The organism is Nocardia harenae NBRC 108248, assembly GCF_001612885.1.
GTDB lineage: Bacteria > Actinomycetota > Actinomycetes > Mycobacteriales > Mycobacteriaceae > Nocardia > Nocardia harenae.
On record NZ_BDBH01000004.1, the window covers coordinates 482,652 to 501,914 of the forward strand.

The following is a 19,263-nucleotide window of genomic DNA, read 5'->3' on the forward strand; positions in this document are numbered from 1 at the left end:
CTACTTCGTGACCTGCGGGTCGGTGGCTACGCCGTCGCGCAGCGTGACCCGCACCATGTCCGTGCTGCACAGCGCGGGCAGCTGCGGCACGGAGCTGTCGCAGGAGAAGGTGATCCCGTGCCCGACCGGCAGCGGCACGTTCCGGGCCGAGGTGAGCGCGGCGGAGACCGCAGCCGCGGTCGGCTCGCCGGTGACCCCCTGGGCCGCGCGCACCAGGCCGAGGGTGCTCTGGTAGCCGGCGTAGGTCAGCCCGCTCAGCTCGGTGTTCGGGGCGTACTGCTTCATCACGGTGCGGTAGAGCACCGCCTCGGGGTCGTCGGAGGTGAGGTCCGAGGTGGAGAACACCTGCGCGCCGTCCAGCGCGTCACCGACCGCCTCCACGGTCGACGGGTCCGAGCACGGCTGCACCAGCATCTTGTCCTGGCCGGCGCCGAGCGTGTCGAGTGCCTTCAGCACCGAGGTGCACAGCGTCGGGTCGGCCGCGATGGCGACCGCGCCGACATCGCTGCCGATGCCGGAGCTCACCTGCGGGGTCGCGTCGGGGGTGCCTGCCGGGATCGGCACCACGTTCAGCTCGATGCCCTTGGCGGAGAAGGCCGCCTTGCCCATGGAATTCGCGGTCACGACGGTGGCGGGGGAGTCCAGGACGAAGATGGTGGTCTTCTTGTGGCCGCGCTCGGCGGCGTAGGTCGCCATCCCCTGCAATACGCCGGGGTAGCCACCGGTCAGCGAATACGCGCCGGGGGTGGTCATCTCGGCGGCGCTGGATGCGTTCGCCACCACATACGGGATGCCCGCACCGACGATGACCGGGACCATCGTGTCACCGAAGGCCGACGCGGTGACCACGACGGCGGTGACCCGCTCCTCCACCATCCGGTTGGCGCAGTCCCGGTTGGACGCCGGATCTTCCTTGGTCGCGCAGGTCACGAGCTCTACCCGATGGCCACCGATGCCGCCGAGGTTCGCATTGGCGTAGGCGACCACGGCCTCGGCCGCCTCGCGGTTGCCGGGCAGCGAGATCGCGGCGCCGCCCTCCGGGCTGAGCAGCCCGATCCGGATCGGGCTGCCGGTGGCGGCGTTGTCCGGGAGGGTGGTCTCCGGCGCATCGTCGGTCGAGCTCGACGACGAGTCGTCACCGCCGCAAGCCGTGGCGAGCGCGAGTGCGGGGACCAGGGCCAGCAGGGAGAGCCGGCCGACCCGGGCCCTGGTGGATCGCCAATGGTGACGCTTGTCGGTCATGGGATTCCTTCTTTCGGGGGCCGCTGAGCAGCCTTTGCTCACCGGTGATGTGGGTCACAGATCCGGGGGAGTGAAGCAAACGTATGGCGGCGCTCCAGATATGTCAATGAGCAATCTAGGTTGACCAGGTCTCGGAAAAAAATGAGACAAGCTAAGGACAGGATGTGCTGGCGGGTGCCATCCGCGGGTCCGAATTTGCAGGTAGAAGCAGATATCCTCGGCGATGCCGGTACCTGTTTGCCCTGGCCTAGATAGTCAACTATGTTATCTATGTAAAGCTCGATCGAGCGGGGAGCACTCAGGAGCGGCCATGCTGAAGACACGATTCACCGAAGAGTTCGGCGTCGAGCACCCCATCGTGCAGGGCGGGATGATGTGGGTCGGGCGGGCCGAGCTCGCGGCGGCCGTCTCCGAGGCGGGCGGCCTGGGAATCATCACCGCCCTCACCCAGCCGACGCCGGAGGCGCTCTCCGCGGAGATCGCCCGGGTCCGGGAACGGACCGACAAGCCGTTCGGGGTCAACCTCACCCTCACCGTGTCGATCAATCCGCCGCCCTACGAGGAGTACCGGCACGCGATCATCGACGCGGGCGTCCCCATCGTGGAGACCGCGGGCTCGAATCCGCAGGTGCACGTCGAGCATTTCAAGCAGCACGGAATCAAGGTCATCCACAAGTGCACCAGCGTGCGGCACGCGGTGAAGGCGCAGAGCCTCGGCGTCGACGCGCTGAGCATCGACGGTTTCGAGTGCGCCGGGCATCCCGGTGAGGACGACGTCCCCGGACTGGTGCTGATCCCGGCCGCGGCGGACCGGATCACCCTGCCGATCCTCGCCTCCGGCGGTTTCGCCGACGGCCGCGGCCTCGCCGCGGCGCTCGCGCTCGGCGCCGACGGCATCAATATGGGCACCCGCTTCATGTGCACTGTCGAGAGCCCGATCCACCAGCGGATCAAGGAGCAGATCGTCACCGCGACCGAGCGCGACACCCAGCTGGTGTTCCGGCAGCTGCGCAACACGCTGCGCACGGCCAAGAACCCGGTGAGCACCGAGGTGGTCGAGATCCTCGCCCGCGGCGGTACCTTCGCCGACGTGCAGGAGCTGGTCGCGGGTACCCGCGGCCGTAAGGTCTACGAGAACGGGGACCCGGACGCGGGGATCTGGACCGTCGGCATGGTGCAGGGGCTGATTCACGACATCCCGACCGCGGGCGACCTGGTCCGCCGCATCGCCGCAGAGGCCGAGACTGTGCTGCGCCGCTCCGTGGCCCTCATTCCGGACCCGGTTCCGGCCGAAGTCCGCTGACCGACGAAGGAGTTGGGGATGAGCGAGAACAACGGCGAGACCGTGGCCGAGCCGGTGCTGGTGACCCGGGACGGCCACGTCGCGATCCTGACGTTGAACCGGCCCGACCGGCGCAACGCCATCAACCGCGCGATGCGCAAGGGAATCAAGCGCGAGTTGTGGCGGCTCGACGCCGACGACGACGTCCGGGTGGTGGTGATCACCGGCGCCGGGACGGCCTTCTCCGGCGGCGTCGACCTGCCCGAGGCACTGCGCGGCCCCGCGCCCCGCACCGAGGGCACGACCCCCACCCAGGTGCTGCGCGCCATCGGCAAGCCGGTGATCGCGGCGATCAACGGGCCCTGCTACACCGGTGCCTTCGAGCTCGCGGTGAACTGCTCGTTCATCATCGCCTCCGAGCGAGCGGTCTTCGCCGACACGCACGCATCCATCGGGCTGCTCAACGGATGGGGCGGCAGCGCGATGCTGCCCCGGATGGTCGGGCTGCCCGCCGCGATCCAGATCATTCTCAGCGGTGAGCCGATCGACGCCGCGAGGGCGCTGCGGATCGGGCTGGCGAACGAGGTCGTGCCGCACGATCAGCTCATGCGCCGCACGCTCGCGATCGCCGAGCTGATCGCCGCGGCGCATCCGGGGGCGGTACGGCGCATGCTGCGGCTGCTCAAAGAGGGCGCGGGCGCGTCGGTCGCGCACGCGCTCGGCCTGGAGGCCGAGGCAGGCGCCTCCTGGCGCCCGGACGGCTCCGATGTCGGTGACCGGTACGGCAGCAAGCGGCCCGTGGAGCGGACCTCGGATGCCTGAGACCGCGGTGCCGAACCGGGCGGCGGGGGCAACGGCCACCGCGCTCACCGAGGTGCTGCGCCTGGAGCGCATCGACCGGGATCTGTTCCGCTCGGTCCAGTTGTTCGACAGCTCGCATCCGCTCTACGGCGGCCAGGTCATGGCGCAGGCGCTGCTGGCGTGTGGCGCGACGGTCACCGGCGCGGGGCGCGTGCCGCATTCGCTGCACGGCTACTTCCTGCGCCGCGGGGACGCCGCGCGGCCGGTGCTGTACCGGGTCGAGTGCGATCGCGACGGCCGGGCGTACTCGGCCAGGCGCGGGGTGGCCGTGCAGGACGGCGAGGTCGTCTTCAGCATGTCGGCGTCGTTCCGCACCGCCACCGCGGGCGCGGAGCACACCGGTGCCGAGGTGCTGCCGCTGTTGTCTCCCGGGCAGTGCGCACCGGTGGCGGTCCGCCCGGAGATCGCGCTCGAAGCCCGCGTGCAGGATTGGTCCTGCGCGCAGCGGAGCTACCCGGCCAGGTTCTGGGTCCGGCCGAAGGGCGATCTGCCGCAGAACGATCCGCTGCTGCACGCGGCGGCGATCGCCTATGCGTCGGACTTCTCGACCGGGCTCGCCCGTACCGTGGGCGGCCAGGTACTCGGTCCGAGCCTCGACCACGCGCTCTGGTTCCATCGCCCCCCGCTCTGGAACGACTGGCTCTTCGCCGACCTCGGCGCCGGCCGGACGGCGGGCAAGCGCGGCTGGTACACGGGTTCGCTGCTCGCGGGCGGCGAGATCGTCGCGAGCCTCGCGCAGGAGATGGCCTACCGGTGACGGCGCCGAGCGCACAGCACTGGCGCGCGCGGCTGGCCGCGCTGCTCGCCGACTACGCCGAGCGGCCGCGGCCCCGCACGTCGCGCGAGCGCGCCGCGGCCGCGCGCGCGTGGCAATCGGAGCTGGCCGATGCCGGTCTCGCCGCCCCCGGCTGGCCGGAGGCCGACGGCGGCCTCGGTCTCGGGCTGGACGACCAGATCGAGTACCACCGGATGCTGGCCGCGGCCGGGGCGCCGAAACACCCGAACCCCATCGCCTTCATCGTGGCCTCGACCCTGATCGTGCACGGAACCGAACTGCAGAAGAAGCGCTTCCTCGCGCCCCTGCTGCGCGCCGACGAGCTGTGGTGCCAGGGCTTCTCCGAACCCGGCGCGGGCAGCGACCTGGCCGCGCTCTCGACCAGGGCGGTCCGCGACGGCGATCACTACCGGGTGACCGGCCGCAAGATCTGGACCACCTACGCCACCGCCGCCGACTGGATGTTCGCCCTGGTGCGCACCGGCCCGGCCGGGCGGGGCGCCGACGGGATCAGCTACCTGCTGATCCCGATGGACTCCCCTGGCATCGGGGTCCAGCCGCTGCGCGACGCCGCGGGCGGTTGCCGCTTCGCGGAGGTCTTCTTCGACGAGGTCCGGGTACCGGTGGAGAATCTCGTCGGTGCCGAGGGCGCGGGCTGGTCGGTGATGCGCACCTCGCTCGGCCACGAGCGCGCGACCGCGTTCTTGGCCGACGAATTCCGCTACCGCGGCCTGGTGGACCGGGTCTGCACGCTCGCGGCGAACCGCGGTTACGGCCGCGATCCGCTGATTCGCCAGGAGCTGGCCGCGGTCGAGACCGGCGTCCGGGCCATCGCGGCGCACAGCGCGCGCGCCCTGGACGCCGTCCTGCGCGGCGCTGATCCGGCCGGGGCCGCCGCCATCGCCCGGCTCGTCAGGTCGGAGTTCGAGCAGCAGCTCCATCGGCTCGCGCTCCGGCTGACCGGCCCCGGCGCCGTGGCGGGCAGCCGCGCGGAGTGCGCCGTCGACGGCGGCCGCTGGGGATACGGCTATCTGATGTCGAGGGCGACCACGATCGGCGCGGGCACCGCCGAGATCCAGCGCAACACCATTGCCGAGAAGGTTCTGGGGCTGCCGTCGCACCGCGACGACGTCGTCCGGGCGGTGCCGGTCGCGCCGGGCCGGCCGCAGACCGCGCCGGAGCCGGAGGAGGCCGCGCTGCGCGCCACGCTGGCCCGGCTGCTGGCTCCGCACACGACCACGGAGCGGTTGCTGAGCTGGACCTTCGAGCAGGCCGATTACGACATCGGGCTCTGGGACGAGCTCGTCGGCTTCGGTCTGCCCGGCCTCGCGGTACCCGAGACGCACGGTGGCGCGGGCGCGGCCCTGCGGCTGCTCGCCGCGGCGGTGGAAGAGGTCGGATACGCGCTCGCGCCGGTGCCGCTGGTGCCGACCCTGATCGCGCTCGAGGTGCTGCGGCGCGCCGGTGCCGACGAGGCGGTGCGCGCGATCTGCGCCGGCGCCACCGCGGCCTTGGTCGCGCCGGTCGACGACGGCGGCCTGGCACTCGGCGGGGTACTGCCGAGCCTGGTCGGCGCCAGGGTGACGGGCTCGGTCGGGCTCGTCCCCGGCGCGCCGGTCGCCGATCAGCTGGTCGTGCTCGCCAGGGATGCCGTCACCGGGGAGCTCGCGCTCGGCATCGTCACCCCCGCGCAGGTCGGGCTCGCCGCGGCGGAATCCTTCGATGTCACCGGGACCATCGGCAGCGTGCTGCTCGACGATGTCGAGCCGGTGCTCGTCGCGCGCGGCGCCGAGGTGATCGACATCCTGGAGGCCGCCGGACCGGTCGCCCAGCTGCTGCTGGCCGCCGACTCGGTCGGCGTCGCGAACCGGGCCCTGGCGCTGGCCGTCGGCTGGGCCGTGCAGCGGATGCAGTTCGGCCGCCGAATCGGCTCCTACCAGGCGATCTCCCATCGCTGCGTGGATATGCTGATCAGCGCCGAGGGGGCGCGTGCGCTGGTGCTCGCCGCCGCGGACGGGCAGGCGGTCGATGCCGAGGCGCGGGTCGGCGTCGAGATCGCCTGCGCCGCCGCGCTGGACGCCGCGGTCCAGGCGGCCGAGCACTGCCTGCAGATCCACGGCGGCCTCGGCTTCATCTGGGATCACCCCGCCCACCTGTTGCTGCGCCGGGCGATCGCGAATCAGGCGACGCTCGCCCGGCCCGAGAACCTCCGCGACCGGGCCGCGAGCGCCGTGCTCGCCCGGCTGTCCTGAAACCCCGAAGGAGATCCCCGTGACCGCGATCGACGCCGGACTGGCCCTGCTGCGGGTGTGCCTAGGGCTCACCATGGCCGCGCACGGCTACGGAAAACTGTTCCGCGGCGGCCGTATTCCCGGTACCGCCCGCTGGTTCGACGGCATGGGCATGCGCCCGGGAACGGTGCACGCCTGGCTCGCCGCTGGCACCGAGGCCGGTGCCGGAATCCTGTTCGCGCTCGGGCTGCTCACCCCGCTCGCGGCAGCCGCCTTCGTCGCCCTGATGGTGGTGGCGGCGTGGACCGTGCACCGCGAGCACGGGTTCTTCGTCGCCGAGAACGGCTGGGAGTACAACCTGGTGCTCGCCGTCGGCGCGGTCGCGATCGCGGTCACCGGGGCGGGCCGGATCAGCCTGGACTGGGTGATATTCGACGGCAATCCGGTGACCGGCTGGACCGCGCTCGCGGTCTCGGCGGGGTTGGGACTGGTATCCGGGGTGGCGTTGCTGGCGGCGTGCTACCGGCCCGCGCGCACGGCATGAACCTCACCGAACTCGCCGCGCGCTACGAGGACAAGCCGGCGATCGTGCTCGGGGCCGCGGCCCTGAGTTACCGGGAGCTGGAGCAACGCTCCAACCGGATCGCCCGGATGTTCCGATCCCGCGGGCTGCGGCCCGGCGATCCGCTCGCGATCCTGATGCGCAACGAACTCGAGTTCTTCCCCGTGGTCTGGGCCGCGCAGCGCGCCGGACTCCGGTACACGCCGGTCAACTGGCACCTGGGCGCTGACGAGGCGGCCTACATCGTCGCGGACTGCGGGGCGCGGATGCTGGTCTACTCGGCCGAGCTGGCCGAGCTGGCCGCGGCCGCCGCGGCGGGCGCACCGGCGCTGCGAGCACGGATCGTGGCAGGCGCCGGCACCGCCGACGAGCATCTCGACGACGCGATCGCGGACATGGCGGAGACGCCGATCCCGGATGAGTGCGAGGGCTACTACATGCTCTACTCCTCCGGCACCACCGGCCGCCCCAAGGGCATCCTCCCCGCGCTCACCGGTGATCCGTTCGGTACCGGCCTCGGCATCGATCACCTCATGGCCTCCGCCTTCGGCTTCGGTCCGGACACGGTGTATCTCAGCCCCGGCCCGCTCTACCACGCGGCGCCGCTGGGGTGGACCTTCGGCACCGTGCGCAACGGCGGCACCGCGGTCGTCATGGAGCGCTTCGACGCCGAGGAGGCGCTGCGGCTCATCGACCGCCACCGCGTCACCCACGCGCAATTCGTCCCCACCATGTTCGTGCGCATGATCAAGCTGCCCGCCGCGGTACGGGAACGCTACGACGTCTCCGGCCTGCGCCTGGTCGTGCACGCGGCGGCGCCCTGCCCCGTGGCCGTCAAGCTGCGGATGATCGAGTGGTTCGGCCCCGTGCTCACCGAGTTCTACTCGGCCACCGAGGGAACGGGGTTCTGCATGATCGATACCCCGGAGTGGCTCAGCCACCGGGGTTCGGTCGGCCGGGCGGTCCGCGGCGTGCTCCACATCTGCGACGACGACGGCACCGAGCTCCCGCCGGGCGAGGTGGGCACGGTCTGGTTCGGCGACGTCAAGCGCTTCGAGTACTTCGGCGATCCCGCGAAGACGGCGGCCGCCTTCGACCACCGGGGCTGGAACACCCTCGGCGATCTCGGCCACCTCGACGAGGAGGGCTACCTGTATCTGTCCGCGCGCCGCTCCGACCTGATCCTGTCCGGCGGTGTGAACATCTATCCGCGGGAGATCGCGGATGTGCTCACCCTGCACCCGGCGGTCCTCGACGTCGCCGTCGTCGGGCTGCCGGACGAGGAGATGGGCGAGCGGGTGCATGCCCTCGTCCAGCTCGTACCGGACGCGGAGCCGCCCGGCCCGGCGCTGGAGCGGGAATTGATCGAGTACTGCCGAGCGCGGATCGCCTCCTTCAAAGCGCCGCGGAGTATCGCCTTCGGGCCGGTGCCGCGGCTGCCGAGCGGTAAGGTCCGCAGGCGCGACATCGTGCCGGGCGAGCAGCGGGGCTGACCGGCCGTCGTCCGCGCCGCAGTGGGATCGGTTCCGCTCCGGACCGCGTGCGGCCCAATTACAGTGTCCTGATTATGGTTCCGACAGCAGCCCGGTCACCAGTTACCAACTTGTCATAAAAACAGTACGAAACAGAACCGAAACCCGGGCGAATCGGCGACGATATCCCCATGAGTATCCTGAATAGGGCGGTCAGAGTGGGCTTGCGGGGCTTGCTGCCGCTCTCCGCGGTTCTGGGCATGGTCGGCGCCGGAGTACCGGCCACGGCGCAGCCCGATTCGGCGCGGAGCGAGCGGATCTACGTCGTCGGCGCGGCCGGCGACGGTGTGGTCGGCGTCGAGGTCTCGCCCGGTGCCGCCCCCCGGCTCCTCGGCGAGGCCGCGCCTGGCCCGCTCGGCGCGCTCGCCGTGGACGCCGCACCCGCAGGCGATTTCGTCTACGCCGGGTCGGCCGCGGAGGCCGGGATCACCGCCTACCGCGCGAACCCGGACGGCACGCTCGCCCCGGTGCCCGGCTCCCCGGTCTCGGCACCCGGCCCGGTCATCACCATCGTCGTCGCCCCCGACGGCAAACATCTGTACGCCTCCACCACGGTGGGGCTGCGGGGCGCCGTGGTCAGTTACGCGATCACCCCGAGCGGGCTGCCCGTGCAGCTGGGTGAACCGGTCGAGCTGGAGTACACCAGTCACTTCGGCATGATGGCGATCTCGCCGGACGGGCGTCACCTGTACACGACCGACTACTTCGGCAGCGCCATGATCCACCTGCCGATCGGGCCCGACGGCGCCGCGCTGCCCACGCGGCAGCGCATCGACGCGGGCAGCTCCCCGGTGAACCCGGAGGTGTCGCCGGACGGACGATTCCTCTACACCGCCAACGAACTGGGCTCATCGGTCTCCGGCTTCCGGATCGGCCCGGACGGCTCGCTGAGCCCCGTCCCCGGCTCGCCGTTTCCGGCGGGCGGGGGCACGCACGGGGTCGCGATCACGCCGGACTCCCGCCGCGTCTATGTTCCGAGCATCACCAGCGACAGCATCGACGGTTACGCGATCGGCCCCGACGGCAGCCTCGCACCGCTCCCCGGATCGCCCTACCACGCCGAACCCGGCGGCATCGTCGGGCGCACCCTGGCAGGCGGCGACGGCACGCGGCTCTATTCCATCGAGGAGTTCGGGCTGCCTGGCAATCTGACCATCGGCCTGCAGGCCTATGTCATCGGCGCCGACGGCGCCCTCACCCCGACCGGGAGCCCGGTGGATCTCGGCATTCTCTTCACCGACGGCCCCTCGGCCACCATCACCGGATGAGGGCGATCCCAGCCCTCGACCACTGCGAAAAGGAATCTCACTCCACTATGACTACCGTTCTTCCCGGCCGCGCGAATCCCGCCCGGCGCCCCGTGCGGCGCGGCCTTCTGCTCGCCGCGGTGGCCGTGTGCACGGTCACCATCGGCGCCGGCTCCGGCGCTGTCCAGGCCGAGCCCCGGCCCGAGCGCGATCAGCACATCTACGTGACGAGCGTCGGGTTCGACCAGCTGGTCGGCATCACCGTGCGCCCCGGCGCGGCGCCCCGGCTCGCCGGGCCGCCGACGGCCGTTCCCTCCGGCGGGCTGTTCAAGAACGCCGCGGTCTCGCCGGACGGCAAGTACCTGTACGTGGGGCCCTTCCTGGACCAGGGTCTGGCCGCGTTCGCGATCAACGACGACGGCACGCTCACCGCGCTGCCCGGTTCCCCGGTTCCGTCCTCCGGGCCGGTGGGGACCGTCGTCGTCGCCCCGGACGGCAAGCACCTGTACGTCTCCTCGTCCGAGGACGCGCGCGGGGTCGTGACCAGCTTCTCGATCGGCCCCGGCGGCCTGCCGGTCCGGGAGAGCGTGGCCCAGCTCGAGTTCTCGTCCCACTTCGGGACGATGATCATCGCGCCGGACGGCCGCAACCTGTATGTGGCCGCGGGCTTGGGCAACGAGCTCCTCCGGCTGCCGATCGGCGCGGACGGCCTCGCCGGCGCGCCGGTCCAGCGCATCCCGGCCGACGGCTCCCCGCTCAACCCGGCCATCACACCGGACGGCAAGCACCTCTACGTCGCGAACGAGCTGAACGCCGTGGTCTCCGGCTACGACATCGCGCCGGACGGTGCGCTGAGCCCGATGGCGGGTTCGCCCTTCGCCACCGGCGGCGGCCCGCACGGGGTCACGATCACCCCGGACGGCTCGCGGCTCTACACCCCCGACATCGCGGCGAACGCCATCACCGGGTTCCGGATCGCGCCGGACGGGCGGCTGACCCCGCTGCCGGGGTCGCCGTTCAGCGGCGGCACCGATCCGACCGCCATGCCCGGACAGCTGCTGGCAAGCCGCGACGGCCAACGGCTGTACGCGGTCGGGGTCGGCACGGTGGCCATTCCGCCCTCCGCTCGGCTGCTGACCTTCGACATCGCGCCCGACGGGTCGCTGCGGCAGTCCGAGGCTCCCCTCGACACCGGCCAGAACTTCGTCGACGGCCCCGCTTCGGTAATCACGCCGTGACCCGCGACGTGAGCAACCAGAACCGGCTACCCGGAGTGCACGCCCCGATGTCCCGGAGAATGATGATGCCGGTGGTGGCCGTACTGGCGGCCGCCGTCGCCGCCGGCCCCGCGGCCATGCCCGCGCAGGCCCGCACCGACGACATCCAGCACATCTACGTCGCCGGGATCGCCTCCGACGGGGTGGTCGGCATTCAGGTCGCCCCGGGCGTCGCACCCCGGCTGGTCGGACCGTCCACCCGGCTCAGCTCGATCCCCTCGTTCAAGGGGGTCGCCGCCTCCCCGGACGGCCGCTACCTCTACGCCGGGCCGGTCGGGGACCCCGGCATCGCGGCCTTCGCGATCAACGACGACGGCACCCTCACCGAGGTGCCGGGCTCACCGGTTCCCTCGGGGCCGCTCGGCACCCTGGCCGTGGCACCGGACGGCAAGCATCTGTACGTCTCCGCGCACGAGAACGGCGGCGGCACGCTCACCACCTACGCGCTGACCAACGGGCTGCCCGTCCGGATCAGCACGGTGCAGCTCGACGTCACGAGTCTGTGGGCCATGCTGGCTGTGACCCCGGACGGCCGCAATCTCTACGCCTCCGACTACTTCGGCAACAGGGTCATCCACGTGCCGATCGGGGCGGACGGCGTCGCGACCGCGTCGGGCCAGCGCATCGCGACGGGGTTCGGCCCGGAGAACCCGGGCATCTCCCGGGACGGCAAGTACCTGTACGTCTGCAACGAGGTGACCAGCAACGTCTCCGGGTACCGCATCGGCCCGGACGGCTCGCTGGCCGAGCTCGCCGGCTCCCCGTTCCCGGTCGGGATGGCGCCGCACGGGATCACCTCGAGCCCGGACGGCTCCCGGATCTACGTGCCCAACACCGGCTCGAACGACATCTCCGGGTTCCGGATCGACGCCGAGGGGGCGCTCGTCCCGCTGCCGGGGTCGCCGTACAGCGCGGGCACCGCACCGGTGAATCTGCCGATCCAGCTGCAGGCCAGCCGGGACGGTGGCCGGCTGTACTCGATCGGAGCGGGCACGCCGGACATCGCCGTCACCGCGCGGCTGCTCACCTTCGACGTGCGGCCGGACGGGTCGCTGCAGCAGTCGGAGGCGCCGCTCGACACCGGTCAGCTCTTCGTGGACGGCCCGACCACGACGATCACCCCGTAGCGGGCGTCACGGCAGCGGCAGCCGCGCCGCCGGCTCGAAGGTGACGGGCAGCTCGGCTGGGGTGCGGTGCAGCGGCCCCGGACGCCAGCGCAGCTCGTCGTGCGGGACGGCGAGCCGGAGTTCGGGCAGCGCGTCGAGCAGCTGGTCCACCGCGTTCTGCGCGATGAGGTAGGCCAGCGATCGGGCGGGGCAGCGGTGCGGGCCCGCACTCCAGGCCAGGTGCGCGCGGTTGCCGGTGTGGTCGCCTGCGATCTCCGGATCCTGGTTGCAGCCCGCGAGGCTGACGACCACGGGCTGGTCGGCGGGGAGCCACACCCCGTCGACCAGCACCGGCCTGCGCGGGTAGGTGAAGCTGTTGTTGGGCAGCGGCGGATCGTGGAACAGCACGTGGTCGATGGCGTCGCGGGTGGAGAGCGTCCCGGCGAGGACGCCGTCGCCGAATTGGTGGTCGGTGAGGAGCAGCCGCAGCGCGTTGGCGATCAGGGCCTGTACCGGCTCCGATCCCACCCCGTAGAACACGCTGAGCTGCTGCACGAGCTCCTCGTCGCTCAGCTCCGCTCCGTGCCGCAGCAGGCTGCTGGTGATGTCGGCGCCCGGGGTGGCCCGGCGGTACTGCAGCAGCTGCCGGATGGCGTCCTCGAAGATCCGGTTGCCCTCGTGGGCGCCGCTGCCCTCGAGGACGGCGGCCACGCCATCGGCGGCCCGCTCGCTGATCGCGGGCGGGCAGCCGAGGAGTTCGTTGACCACCGTGAAGACCAGGGGAGCGCTGTACTCCGCCACCAGCTCGGCCGCCCCGGCGGAGCAGAAGGCGTTGATCAGCGGAACCGCGTTGCGCTCGACGACGGCGTTGATCGCGTGCAGATCGACATCGGCGAGCGCGGCGGCGACGACGGCGCGCAGCCGTTCGTGTTCGTGGCCGGTGCTGCGCATCGGGATCGGTCGCCACTGCAGCACCGGCAGCACCGGACAGTCGGGCGGGACGGTCGCCTGCCACGGGCGGGGGTCGGCGGGGAAGTGCTCCGGGTCGTTGAGGATCCCCAGCCCGGTGCGGTAGCCGATGACGAGGGTCGCGGGCACGCCCGGCGCCAGCTCGACCGGGACGAGGGCCCCGTGCGCTTCGCGCATCGTCCGGTAGACGCGGGCCGGCTCGGTGCCGAACTCCAGGGCGTACAGGGGAACTCGCTGCCCGTCACCGGTGACGAGATCCGAGGGATGGCTGAACAATCGTTCTCCAGGGGAAGTGGCCGCGCGGTGCAGGCCGGTAGGTCGAGACCATCGGACCCTAATGCGCGCGGCCACTCCGGCGGACCGAACTGGCCGGTTTCCCTCCGATCCGGTCGGGAGACCGACGGCTTCGGGCGGTGCCGCGCCGCCCGAAGCCGCTCTCCCCGAATCGGATTCGGCCGGTGCGCTACGCCACCGATGCCGCCGCGCTCGCGGTGGCTGCCACCTGCTGCCCGGCGATCCGCCCGAAGGTCAGCGAGCGCAGCACCGAGGTGCCCGCCGGGTAGGTGCCGTGGAAGGTGCCGACGATCTCGCCTGCGGCGTAGAGCCCCTCGATCCGCTCGCCCGCCTCGTCCAGTACCCGGGCCGCGCCGTCGGCCCTGATGCCGCCGAAGGTGAAGCAGATCTGCGGCACGATCGGCCAGGCCTCGAACGGCCCCTGCGCGAGCGGGTAGGCCCAGTTCGACTTCGGCGGCTCCAGCCCGACCGTGCTCTTGCCGTCGAGCCTGCTCAGGTCGATCGGCGTGGTGTCGGTGGCGGCGTTGAACGCCGCGACCGTGCGGGCCAGCCCCTCGGCATCGATCCCGAGCAGCTCGGCGAGCTCGGCGAGCGTGTCGGCCTGGATACCGGGCTCGGTGGTGAAGTTGATCTGCGACAGGTGCGGCAGCGCCTCGCGTGCCGCCGCGTCGGTGATGGCGTAGGCCACCCCGTTCGCCTTGCGGTGCACGGCGTTGGCGATGTAATCGAACTGCATGTCGTAGGTCGTGGACATCTCGTCGACGATGCGGTTGCCGTCGGCGTCGACCACGATGCCGACCATCCAGGTGTTGACCAGCGCCTCGATATTGCCCGAGCGGGGATCGACCGGCTCCAGGTGGGCGCCGGAGTACTGCCCCGAGCGCGCCGCGCCGATGGCGGCGGCGATCTCGATACCGCCGCCGTTGTTGATCCGGGTGCCCGGCGAGACCGGCTCCAGCTTCTGGCCGCCGGGGATGTGCTTGCCGAGCAGCTCCTGGTTCCCCTCGAAGCCGCCGGAGGCGAGCACGACCGCGCCGGTGGAGAGCAGGTGCTCCGCGCCCGCGGCGTCGCGCACCCGGACGCCGGTGATCGGGCCGCCGGGGGTGCGTTCCAGCCCGACCGCCTCGACCTCGTAGAAGAAGGTGGCCCCGCGCTCGCGGGCCAGCTCGGTGAAGACGTCGACGAACCGGCGCCCGCCGCCCTCGATGCTGTAGCCGTACTTGACCCGGGTGCCGGGCAGCCCGACCGGCGCCTTGGCGAGCGGGACACCGCGCTGGCGGATCCAGGTGAGGGTGTCGACCGCGTTCTCGTAGAAGGCCTCGATGTAGGCCTCGGTCACGGCGTCGCCGCCGGAGGTCTCGCGGACGATCTCGCCCCAGTCCGAATCCAGCTGGGTATCGGCGTCGAGCCGGAATCCGGCGGTGGTCCAGGCCGAGGAGCCGCCCCGGTGCTCGTAGTCGGCCCGGTCGAGGACCGCGACGCGCGGCGCCGTGCCCCGGTAGGTCTCCAGGAAGGACACGGCCGCGCTCAACCCTGCGGCGCCGTGGCCGACGATGACGACGTCCCACTGGCCGTCGAAACTCACTGTCTCTGTGGTCATTTCAGGTCTTTCTCGGTAAGCCCACTCACAACGGCGGGAGGCTGTGGCACTCGCCATAGTAAAACTAACCAACTAGTTAGGCAATAGCCGGGGTGTTGCCGAGTTCGGGCTTTGTTAGAGTGGGCGGAGCCGCGGCGCTCTCCGTGGTTTTCGCGCGAAGGAGGATCGGCGTCCGGTGACCGCCACGGCCGACTCCCGCGATCTCTCGCGCAAGGACCGCATCCTCGCCGTCGCCGTGCGGGAGTTCGCCGCCAAGGGCTTCGCCGCGGTCCGGGTGGACGAGATCGCCCAGCTCGCCGACTGCAACAAGGCGCTGATCTACTACCACTTCGGGAGCAAGGAGGGGCTCTACAACGCCGTCTTCGAGACGTTGATCCCCGCGGTCCAGCAGTTCTGGGACCTGGCTTCGCAGACGACGGTCGCGAACTGGTTCGAGATGTCGGCCGAGTGGGCCCGCCGCTCCGACACCGTCCCGTGGTCGCGGCTGATGGTGATGGAGGGGCTCGACGACCGCGGCCCCGGATCGGTGCCGCTGGAGGAGGAGCGGATCGAGTCGCTGCGGCACCAGACCGAGCTGGTCGTGCGGGCGCAGCAGCGGGGTGAACTCGATCCGGCGCTCGATCCGGAGATGATGTCGCTGACGTTCACGCTCTGGCCGCTGCTGCCGCGAATCTTCCCGCAGTTCGTCCGCATGGTCACCGGGTACGGGCCGGACGATCCCGAGTTCGCCGCGCGGATGCAGCAGTTCATCTCGGATGTGATCACGCGGCTCCGAGCGCCGGAGAACTGACGCCCGCGTCGGCTGGACGCCGGAAACGCGCCGAGCCGGAGGGCGCGCCGCGCGCCCTCCGGCTCCTCGTTGTGCTGCCGCCTCCGCTACCAGCGCTCCTGGCCCGCGAGTGCCTTGCCGACCAGGCTCTCGGGCGGCGTGAAGTGGTCGCCGTAACGCTCGGCGAGTTCGCGGGCCCTGGCCACGAAGCCGCGCAGCCCGCCGGGGTAGCCCTCGATGTACTGCACGACGCCGCCGGTCCAGGCGGGGAATCCGATGCCGAGCAGCGAACCGACGTTGGCGTCGGCGACCGAGTCGAGCACGCCCTCGTCGAAGCACCGGACGGTCTCGACGGCCTCGGCGAAGAGCATGCGTTCCCGCAGGTCCTCGAGGGGGATATCGGCCTTGCTCGAGCCGAATGCCGCGCGCAACCCCGGCCAGAGCGCGGTGCGCCTGCCGGACTCGTCGTAGTCGTAGAAGCCGGCCCCGGTCGAGCGGCCCCTGCGGTCGTGCCGGTCGATCATCGCCGCGAGCACCGGGTCCGCGCCGTGCTCGGCCCAGGTGCCACCGGCGGCCTCGACGGCGGCCCTGGTCTCGGCGCGCACCTTGCGCGGCAGGGTCAGGGTGAGCTCGTCCAGCAGCTGCAGCGGCGGGGCGGGGTACCCGGCCTGTGCTCCGGCCTGCTCGATGACCGCGGGGTCGACGCCCTCGCCGAGCGCGGCCAGGGCCTCGCCGAGGAAGGTCAGGATGACCCGGCTGGTGAAGAAGCCGCGGCTGTCGTTGACCACGATGGGGGTCTTGCGGATCTGCAGGGTGTAGTCGATGACCCGCGCCAGCGTCTTCGGTGCGGTGTTCTGCCCCGTGATGATCTCGACCAGCGGCATCTTGTCGACGGGGGAGAAGAAGTGGATGCCGATGAAGTCCTGCTGCCGCTCCACGCCCTCGGCCAGCAGCGTGATCGGTAGCGTCGAGGTGTTCGAGCCGAGCACGGCATCCGGGGCGACGATGTGCTGGATTTCTTGGAAGACCCGGTGTTTGAGCTCGACGCTCTCGAAGACCGCCTCCACCACGAAATCGACGCCCGCGAAGTCGGCGGCCTTCTCGGTCGGGGTGATCCGGGCGAGCAGCGCGGCGGACGCCTCCGGCGTGGTGGCGCCCCTGGCCAGGGCCTTCTGCTCCAGCTTCTCGGCGTAGGCCTTGCCCCGCTGCGCTGCCTCCAGGGTGACGTCCTTCAGCACCACATCGATCCCGGCCTTCGCCGACACATAGGCGATGGCCGCCCCCATCATGCCTGCGCCGATCACGCCGACCTTCGTCACAGTGACGGTCTCGAATCCGGCCGGGCGGCTCGCCCCGGACCTGATGGCCTGCAGGTCGAAGAAGTTCGCCTTGATCATGTTCTTCGACACCTGACCGGTCACCAGGTGCACGAAGTAGCGGGTCTCGATCAGGGCCGCGGTGTCGACGTCGACCTGGGCGCCCTCGACGGCGGCGGCGAGGATGGCCCGCGGCGCCGGTGCCGGGGCGCCGCGGAACTGCTTGCGCAGCACCGTCGGCAGCGCGGGCAGCTGGGCCGCGAGCTCCGGGTCCGACGGGCTCCCGCCGGGGATGGCGTAGCCGGGGGCGTCCCAGGGCTGGACCGCGCCGGGGTGTGCGGCGATCCAGGCCCGCGCCGCCGGGATCAGCGCGTCGGCGGTCTCGACGAGCTCGTCGACGAGCCCGAGCCGGTGCGCCTCCGCCGGGCCGAAGCGCTTGCCGGGCAACAGCACCTCGGTCAGCGCGGTCCGGACACCGAGCAGCCGCACCGTCCGGACGATCCCGCCGCCGCCGGGCAGCAGCCCCAGCGTCACCTCGGGCAGGCCGAGTACGGTGCCCGCGGTGTCGGCGACGATCCGGTGGTGGGCGGCGAGCGCGATCTCCAGCCCGCCGCCGAGCGCCGCGCCGCCGATCGCCGCGACCACCGGGCGCCCCAGCGTCTCCAGCCGTCGCAGCTGTGCCTTGATCCGGTTGGTGTGCGCGGTCATCGCCGGCGCGTCGGCGGGGGTGCAGGCGACGAGCTCGTGCAGGTCGCCGCCGGCGAAGAAGGTCTTCTTCGCCGAGGTGATGATCACCCCGGTGACGGTGTCCCGCTCGGCTTCGAGCCGGTCGATGGTGGCCGCCATGGACTCGACGTAGGCGGCGTTCATGGTGTTGGCCGATCGGGCCGGATCGTCCAGGGTGAGCACGACGATGCCGTCCGCGCCCTGATCCCACCGGATGGTGTTCGATTCGCTCATGATGTGAGTACCTGCTCCCGCTTCAGACCCGTTCGATGATGGTCGCGATGCCCATGCCGCCGCCCACGCAGAGATTGATCAGCGCCCGCCGCTCGCCGCGCCGCTCCAGCTCGTCGACCATGGTGCCGACGAGCATCGCGCCGGTCGCGCCGAGCGGGTGCCCCATGGCGATGGCGCCGCCGTTGACATTGAGCTTCTCGTCCGGGATGTCGAGATCCTTCTGGAACTTGAGCACCACCGAGGCGAAGGCCTCGTTGAGTTCGAAGAGGTCGATGTCGGCGACGGTCAGCCCGCTCAGCGCCAGCACCTTCGCCGCGGCCGGGGTGGGCCCGGTCAGCATGATGGTCGGGTCGGTGCCGGTGACCGCCGTCGCGACGATCCGGGCGCGCGGCGCCATCCCGAACCGCTCGCCCGCCTGCTCGTTGCCGATCAGCACGAGCGCGGCGCCGTCCACGATCCCCGACGAGTTCCCGCCGTGGTGCACGTGCTCGACCCGCTCGAGCCACGGGTACCGCTGGGTCGCCACCGCGTCGAAGCCCGCCGCCGCCCCGGCCGCCGCGAACGACGGCCGCAGCCCCGCCAGCGACTCCACGGTGGTGCCCGGCCGCCGGTGCTCGTCGTGCTCGAGAATCGGCACCCCGTTCATATCGACGACCGGCACAACGGATTTCGCGAAGTATCCGCCCGACCACGCGGCCTCGGCGCGCTGCTGCGACCGCACCGCGTAGGCGTCGACGTCGTGGCGCGAGAAGCCCTCGATCGTGGCGATCAGATCCGCGCCGATGCCCTGCGGCACGATGTTCAGGTCGTAGACGGTCGCCGGGTCGGTGAACATCGCGCCGCCGTCGGACCCCATCGGGACCCGGGACATCGACTCCACGCCGCCGGCGATCACCAGGTTCTCGAACCCGGAGCGCACCTTCTGCGCGGCGAGGTTGGTCGCCTCCAGCCCGGAGGCGCAGAACCGGTTCACCTGTACCCCGGCCACCGAGTGCGGCAGCCCCGCCGCCAGCGCGGCGGTGCGGGCGATCACGGCGCCCTGGTCGCCCACCGGGGCGACGACCCCGAGCACGACGTCGTCGATGTGGCCGGGGTCGAGCTCGGGGAAGCGCGCGCGGAGCTCCCGGATCAGCCCGACCACCAGGTCCACCGGTTTCACCCCGTGCAGCGCGCCGGTGGCCTTCCCCCGTCCGCGCGGGGTGCGTATCGCCTCGTAGATGTATGCCTGATCGGACAAGGT

The 19,263-nt window shown here is 71.7% G+C and carries 15 protein-coding genes; 10 read left to right on the forward strand and 5 right to left on the reverse strand.

The annotated features are described in order from the left end of the window. Complete coding sequence (locus NH2_RS08370; protein WP_067650765.1) at positions 1-1,242, reverse strand: ABC transporter substrate-binding protein; 1,242 nt, start codon at positions 1,240-1,242, stop codon at positions 1-3. A 310-nt stretch (positions 1,243-1,552) separates the two neighbouring features. Between NH2_RS08370 and NH2_RS08375 the strand changes: the two genes are divergently transcribed. The 9 genes from NH2_RS08375 (at position 1,553) to NH2_RS08415 (ending at position 12,136) form a co-directional block, all read left to right on the forward strand. Further along, positions 1,553-2,545 carry an NAD(P)H-dependent flavin oxidoreductase gene (locus tag NH2_RS08375; RefSeq protein ID WP_067650768.1) on the forward strand — a complete coding sequence of 331 codons (993 nt, stop codon included), beginning with the start codon at positions 1,553-1,555 and terminating at the stop codon, positions 2,543-2,545. Positions 2,546-2,563: 18 nt separating this feature from the next. Then, positions 2,564-3,346 carry an enoyl-CoA hydratase-related protein gene (locus NH2_RS08380; protein ID WP_067650771.1) on the forward strand — a complete coding sequence of 261 codons (783 nt, stop codon included), beginning with the start codon at positions 2,564-2,566 and terminating at the stop codon, positions 3,344-3,346. Beyond that, entirely contained in the window at positions 3,339-4,142 is an 804-nt protein-coding gene (locus tag NH2_RS08385) for an acyl-CoA thioesterase (RefSeq protein ID WP_067650773.1), read from the forward strand. The genes NH2_RS08380 and NH2_RS08385 overlap by 8 nt, the downstream gene beginning before the upstream one ends. Further along, entirely contained in the window at positions 4,139-6,412 is a 2,274-nt protein-coding gene (locus NH2_RS08390) for an acyl-CoA dehydrogenase family protein (RefSeq protein ID WP_067650776.1), read from the forward strand. Before NH2_RS08385 ends, NH2_RS08390 begins: the two co-directional genes overlap by 4 nt. Before the next feature lie 19 nt (positions 6,413-6,431). Then, a complete protein-coding gene (locus NH2_RS08395; RefSeq protein WP_067650783.1) occupies positions 6,432-6,935 on the forward strand; it encodes a DoxX family protein in 504 nt (167 codons plus the stop codon). After that, positions 6,932-8,446 carry an AMP-binding protein gene (locus NH2_RS08400; protein WP_067652459.1) on the forward strand — a complete coding sequence of 505 codons (1,515 nt, stop codon included), beginning with the start codon at positions 6,932-6,934 and terminating at the stop codon, positions 8,444-8,446. Before NH2_RS08395 ends, NH2_RS08400 begins: the two co-directional genes overlap by 4 nt. Positions 8,447-8,616: 170 nt before the next feature. Further along, positions 8,617-9,753, forward strand: a complete 1,137-nt coding sequence (locus NH2_RS08405; protein WP_084505328.1) for a lactonase family protein — start codon at positions 8,617-8,619, stop codon at positions 9,751-9,753. Positions 9,754-9,800: 47 nt separating this feature from the next. Then, positions 9,801-10,970, forward strand: a complete 1,170-nt coding sequence (locus tag NH2_RS08410) for a lactonase family protein (protein ID WP_157103658.1) — start codon at positions 9,801-9,803, stop codon at positions 10,968-10,970. Beyond that, positions 10,967-12,136, forward strand: a complete 1,170-nt coding sequence (locus NH2_RS08415) for a lactonase family protein (RefSeq protein WP_157103659.1) — start codon at positions 10,967-10,969, stop codon at positions 12,134-12,136. Before NH2_RS08410 ends, NH2_RS08415 begins: the two co-directional genes overlap by 4 nt. Positions 12,137-12,142: 6 nt before the next feature. Here the strand turns inward: NH2_RS08415 and NH2_RS08420 are convergent, their stop codons facing one another. Both NH2_RS08420 and NH2_RS08425 read right to left on the reverse strand, forming a co-directional pair. After that, positions 12,143-13,360, reverse strand: coding sequence for a cytochrome P450 family protein (locus tag NH2_RS08420; RefSeq protein ID WP_157103660.1), 1,218 nt, complete (start codon positions 13,358-13,360; stop codon positions 12,143-12,145). A gap of 187 nt (positions 13,361-13,547) precedes the next feature. Further along, the gene (locus tag NH2_RS08425; protein WP_169811463.1) at positions 13,548-14,978 is read right to left on the reverse strand and encodes an FAD-dependent oxidoreductase; all 1,431 of its coding nucleotides are present in this window, start codon (positions 14,976-14,978) and stop codon (positions 13,548-13,550) included. Positions 14,979-15,153: 175 nt separating this feature from the next. Here NH2_RS08425 and NH2_RS08430 point away from each other — a divergent pair, with 175 nt between their 5' ends. Beyond that, entirely contained in the window at positions 15,154-15,768 is a 615-nt protein-coding gene (locus tag NH2_RS08430; protein ID WP_067650801.1) for a TetR/AcrR family transcriptional regulator, read from the forward strand. Between the two features lie 86 nt (positions 15,769-15,854). On the opposite strand, the gene NH2_RS08435 is transcribed toward NH2_RS08430, so the two are convergent. Continuing rightward, positions 15,855-18,023, reverse strand: a complete 2,169-nt coding sequence (locus NH2_RS08435; protein ID WP_067650804.1) for a 3-hydroxyacyl-CoA dehydrogenase NAD-binding domain-containing protein — start codon at positions 18,021-18,023, stop codon at positions 15,855-15,857. 22 nt (positions 18,024-18,045) lie between these two features. After that, on the reverse strand, positions 18,046-19,260 hold the full coding sequence (locus tag NH2_RS08440) for an acetyl-CoA C-acetyltransferase (protein WP_067650806.1): 1,215 nt from the start codon (positions 19,258-19,260) through the stop codon (positions 18,046-18,048). Positions 19,261-19,263: the final 3 nt, after the last annotated feature.

What these genes read in the sequence shown, in the direction of transcription:
- NH2_RS08370 (WP_067650765.1), bottom strand. Translation starts at nt 1,242, where the DNA reads ATGACCGACAAGCGTCACCATTGGCGATCCACCAGGGCCCGGGTCGGC.
- NH2_RS08375 (WP_067650768.1), top strand. Translation starts at nt 1,553, where the DNA reads ATGCTGAAGACACGATTCACCGAAGAGTTCGGCGTCGAGCACCCCATC.
- NH2_RS08380 (WP_067650771.1), top strand. Translation starts at nt 2,564, where the DNA reads ATGAGCGAGAACAACGGCGAGACCGTGGCCGAGCCGGTGCTGGTGACC.
- NH2_RS08385 (WP_067650773.1), top strand. Translation starts at nt 3,339, where the DNA reads ATGCCTGAGACCGCGGTGCCGAACCGGGCGGCGGGGGCAACGGCCACC.
- NH2_RS08400 (WP_067652459.1), top strand. Translation starts at nt 6,932, where the DNA reads ATGAACCTCACCGAACTCGCCGCGCGCTACGAGGACAAGCCGGCGATC.
- NH2_RS08405 (WP_084505328.1), top strand. Translation starts at nt 8,617, where the DNA reads ATGAGTATCCTGAATAGGGCGGTCAGAGTGGGCTTGCGGGGCTTGCTG.
- NH2_RS08410 (WP_157103658.1), top strand. Translation starts at nt 9,801, where the DNA reads ATGACTACCGTTCTTCCCGGCCGCGCGAATCCCGCCCGGCGCCCCGTG.
- NH2_RS08425 (WP_169811463.1), bottom strand. Translation starts at nt 14,978, where the DNA reads ATGACCACAGAGACAGTGAGTTTCGACGGCCAGTGGGACGTCGTCATC.
- NH2_RS08435 (WP_067650804.1), bottom strand. Translation starts at nt 18,023, where the DNA reads ATGAGCGAATCGAACACCATCCGGTGGGATCAGGGCGCGGACGGCATC.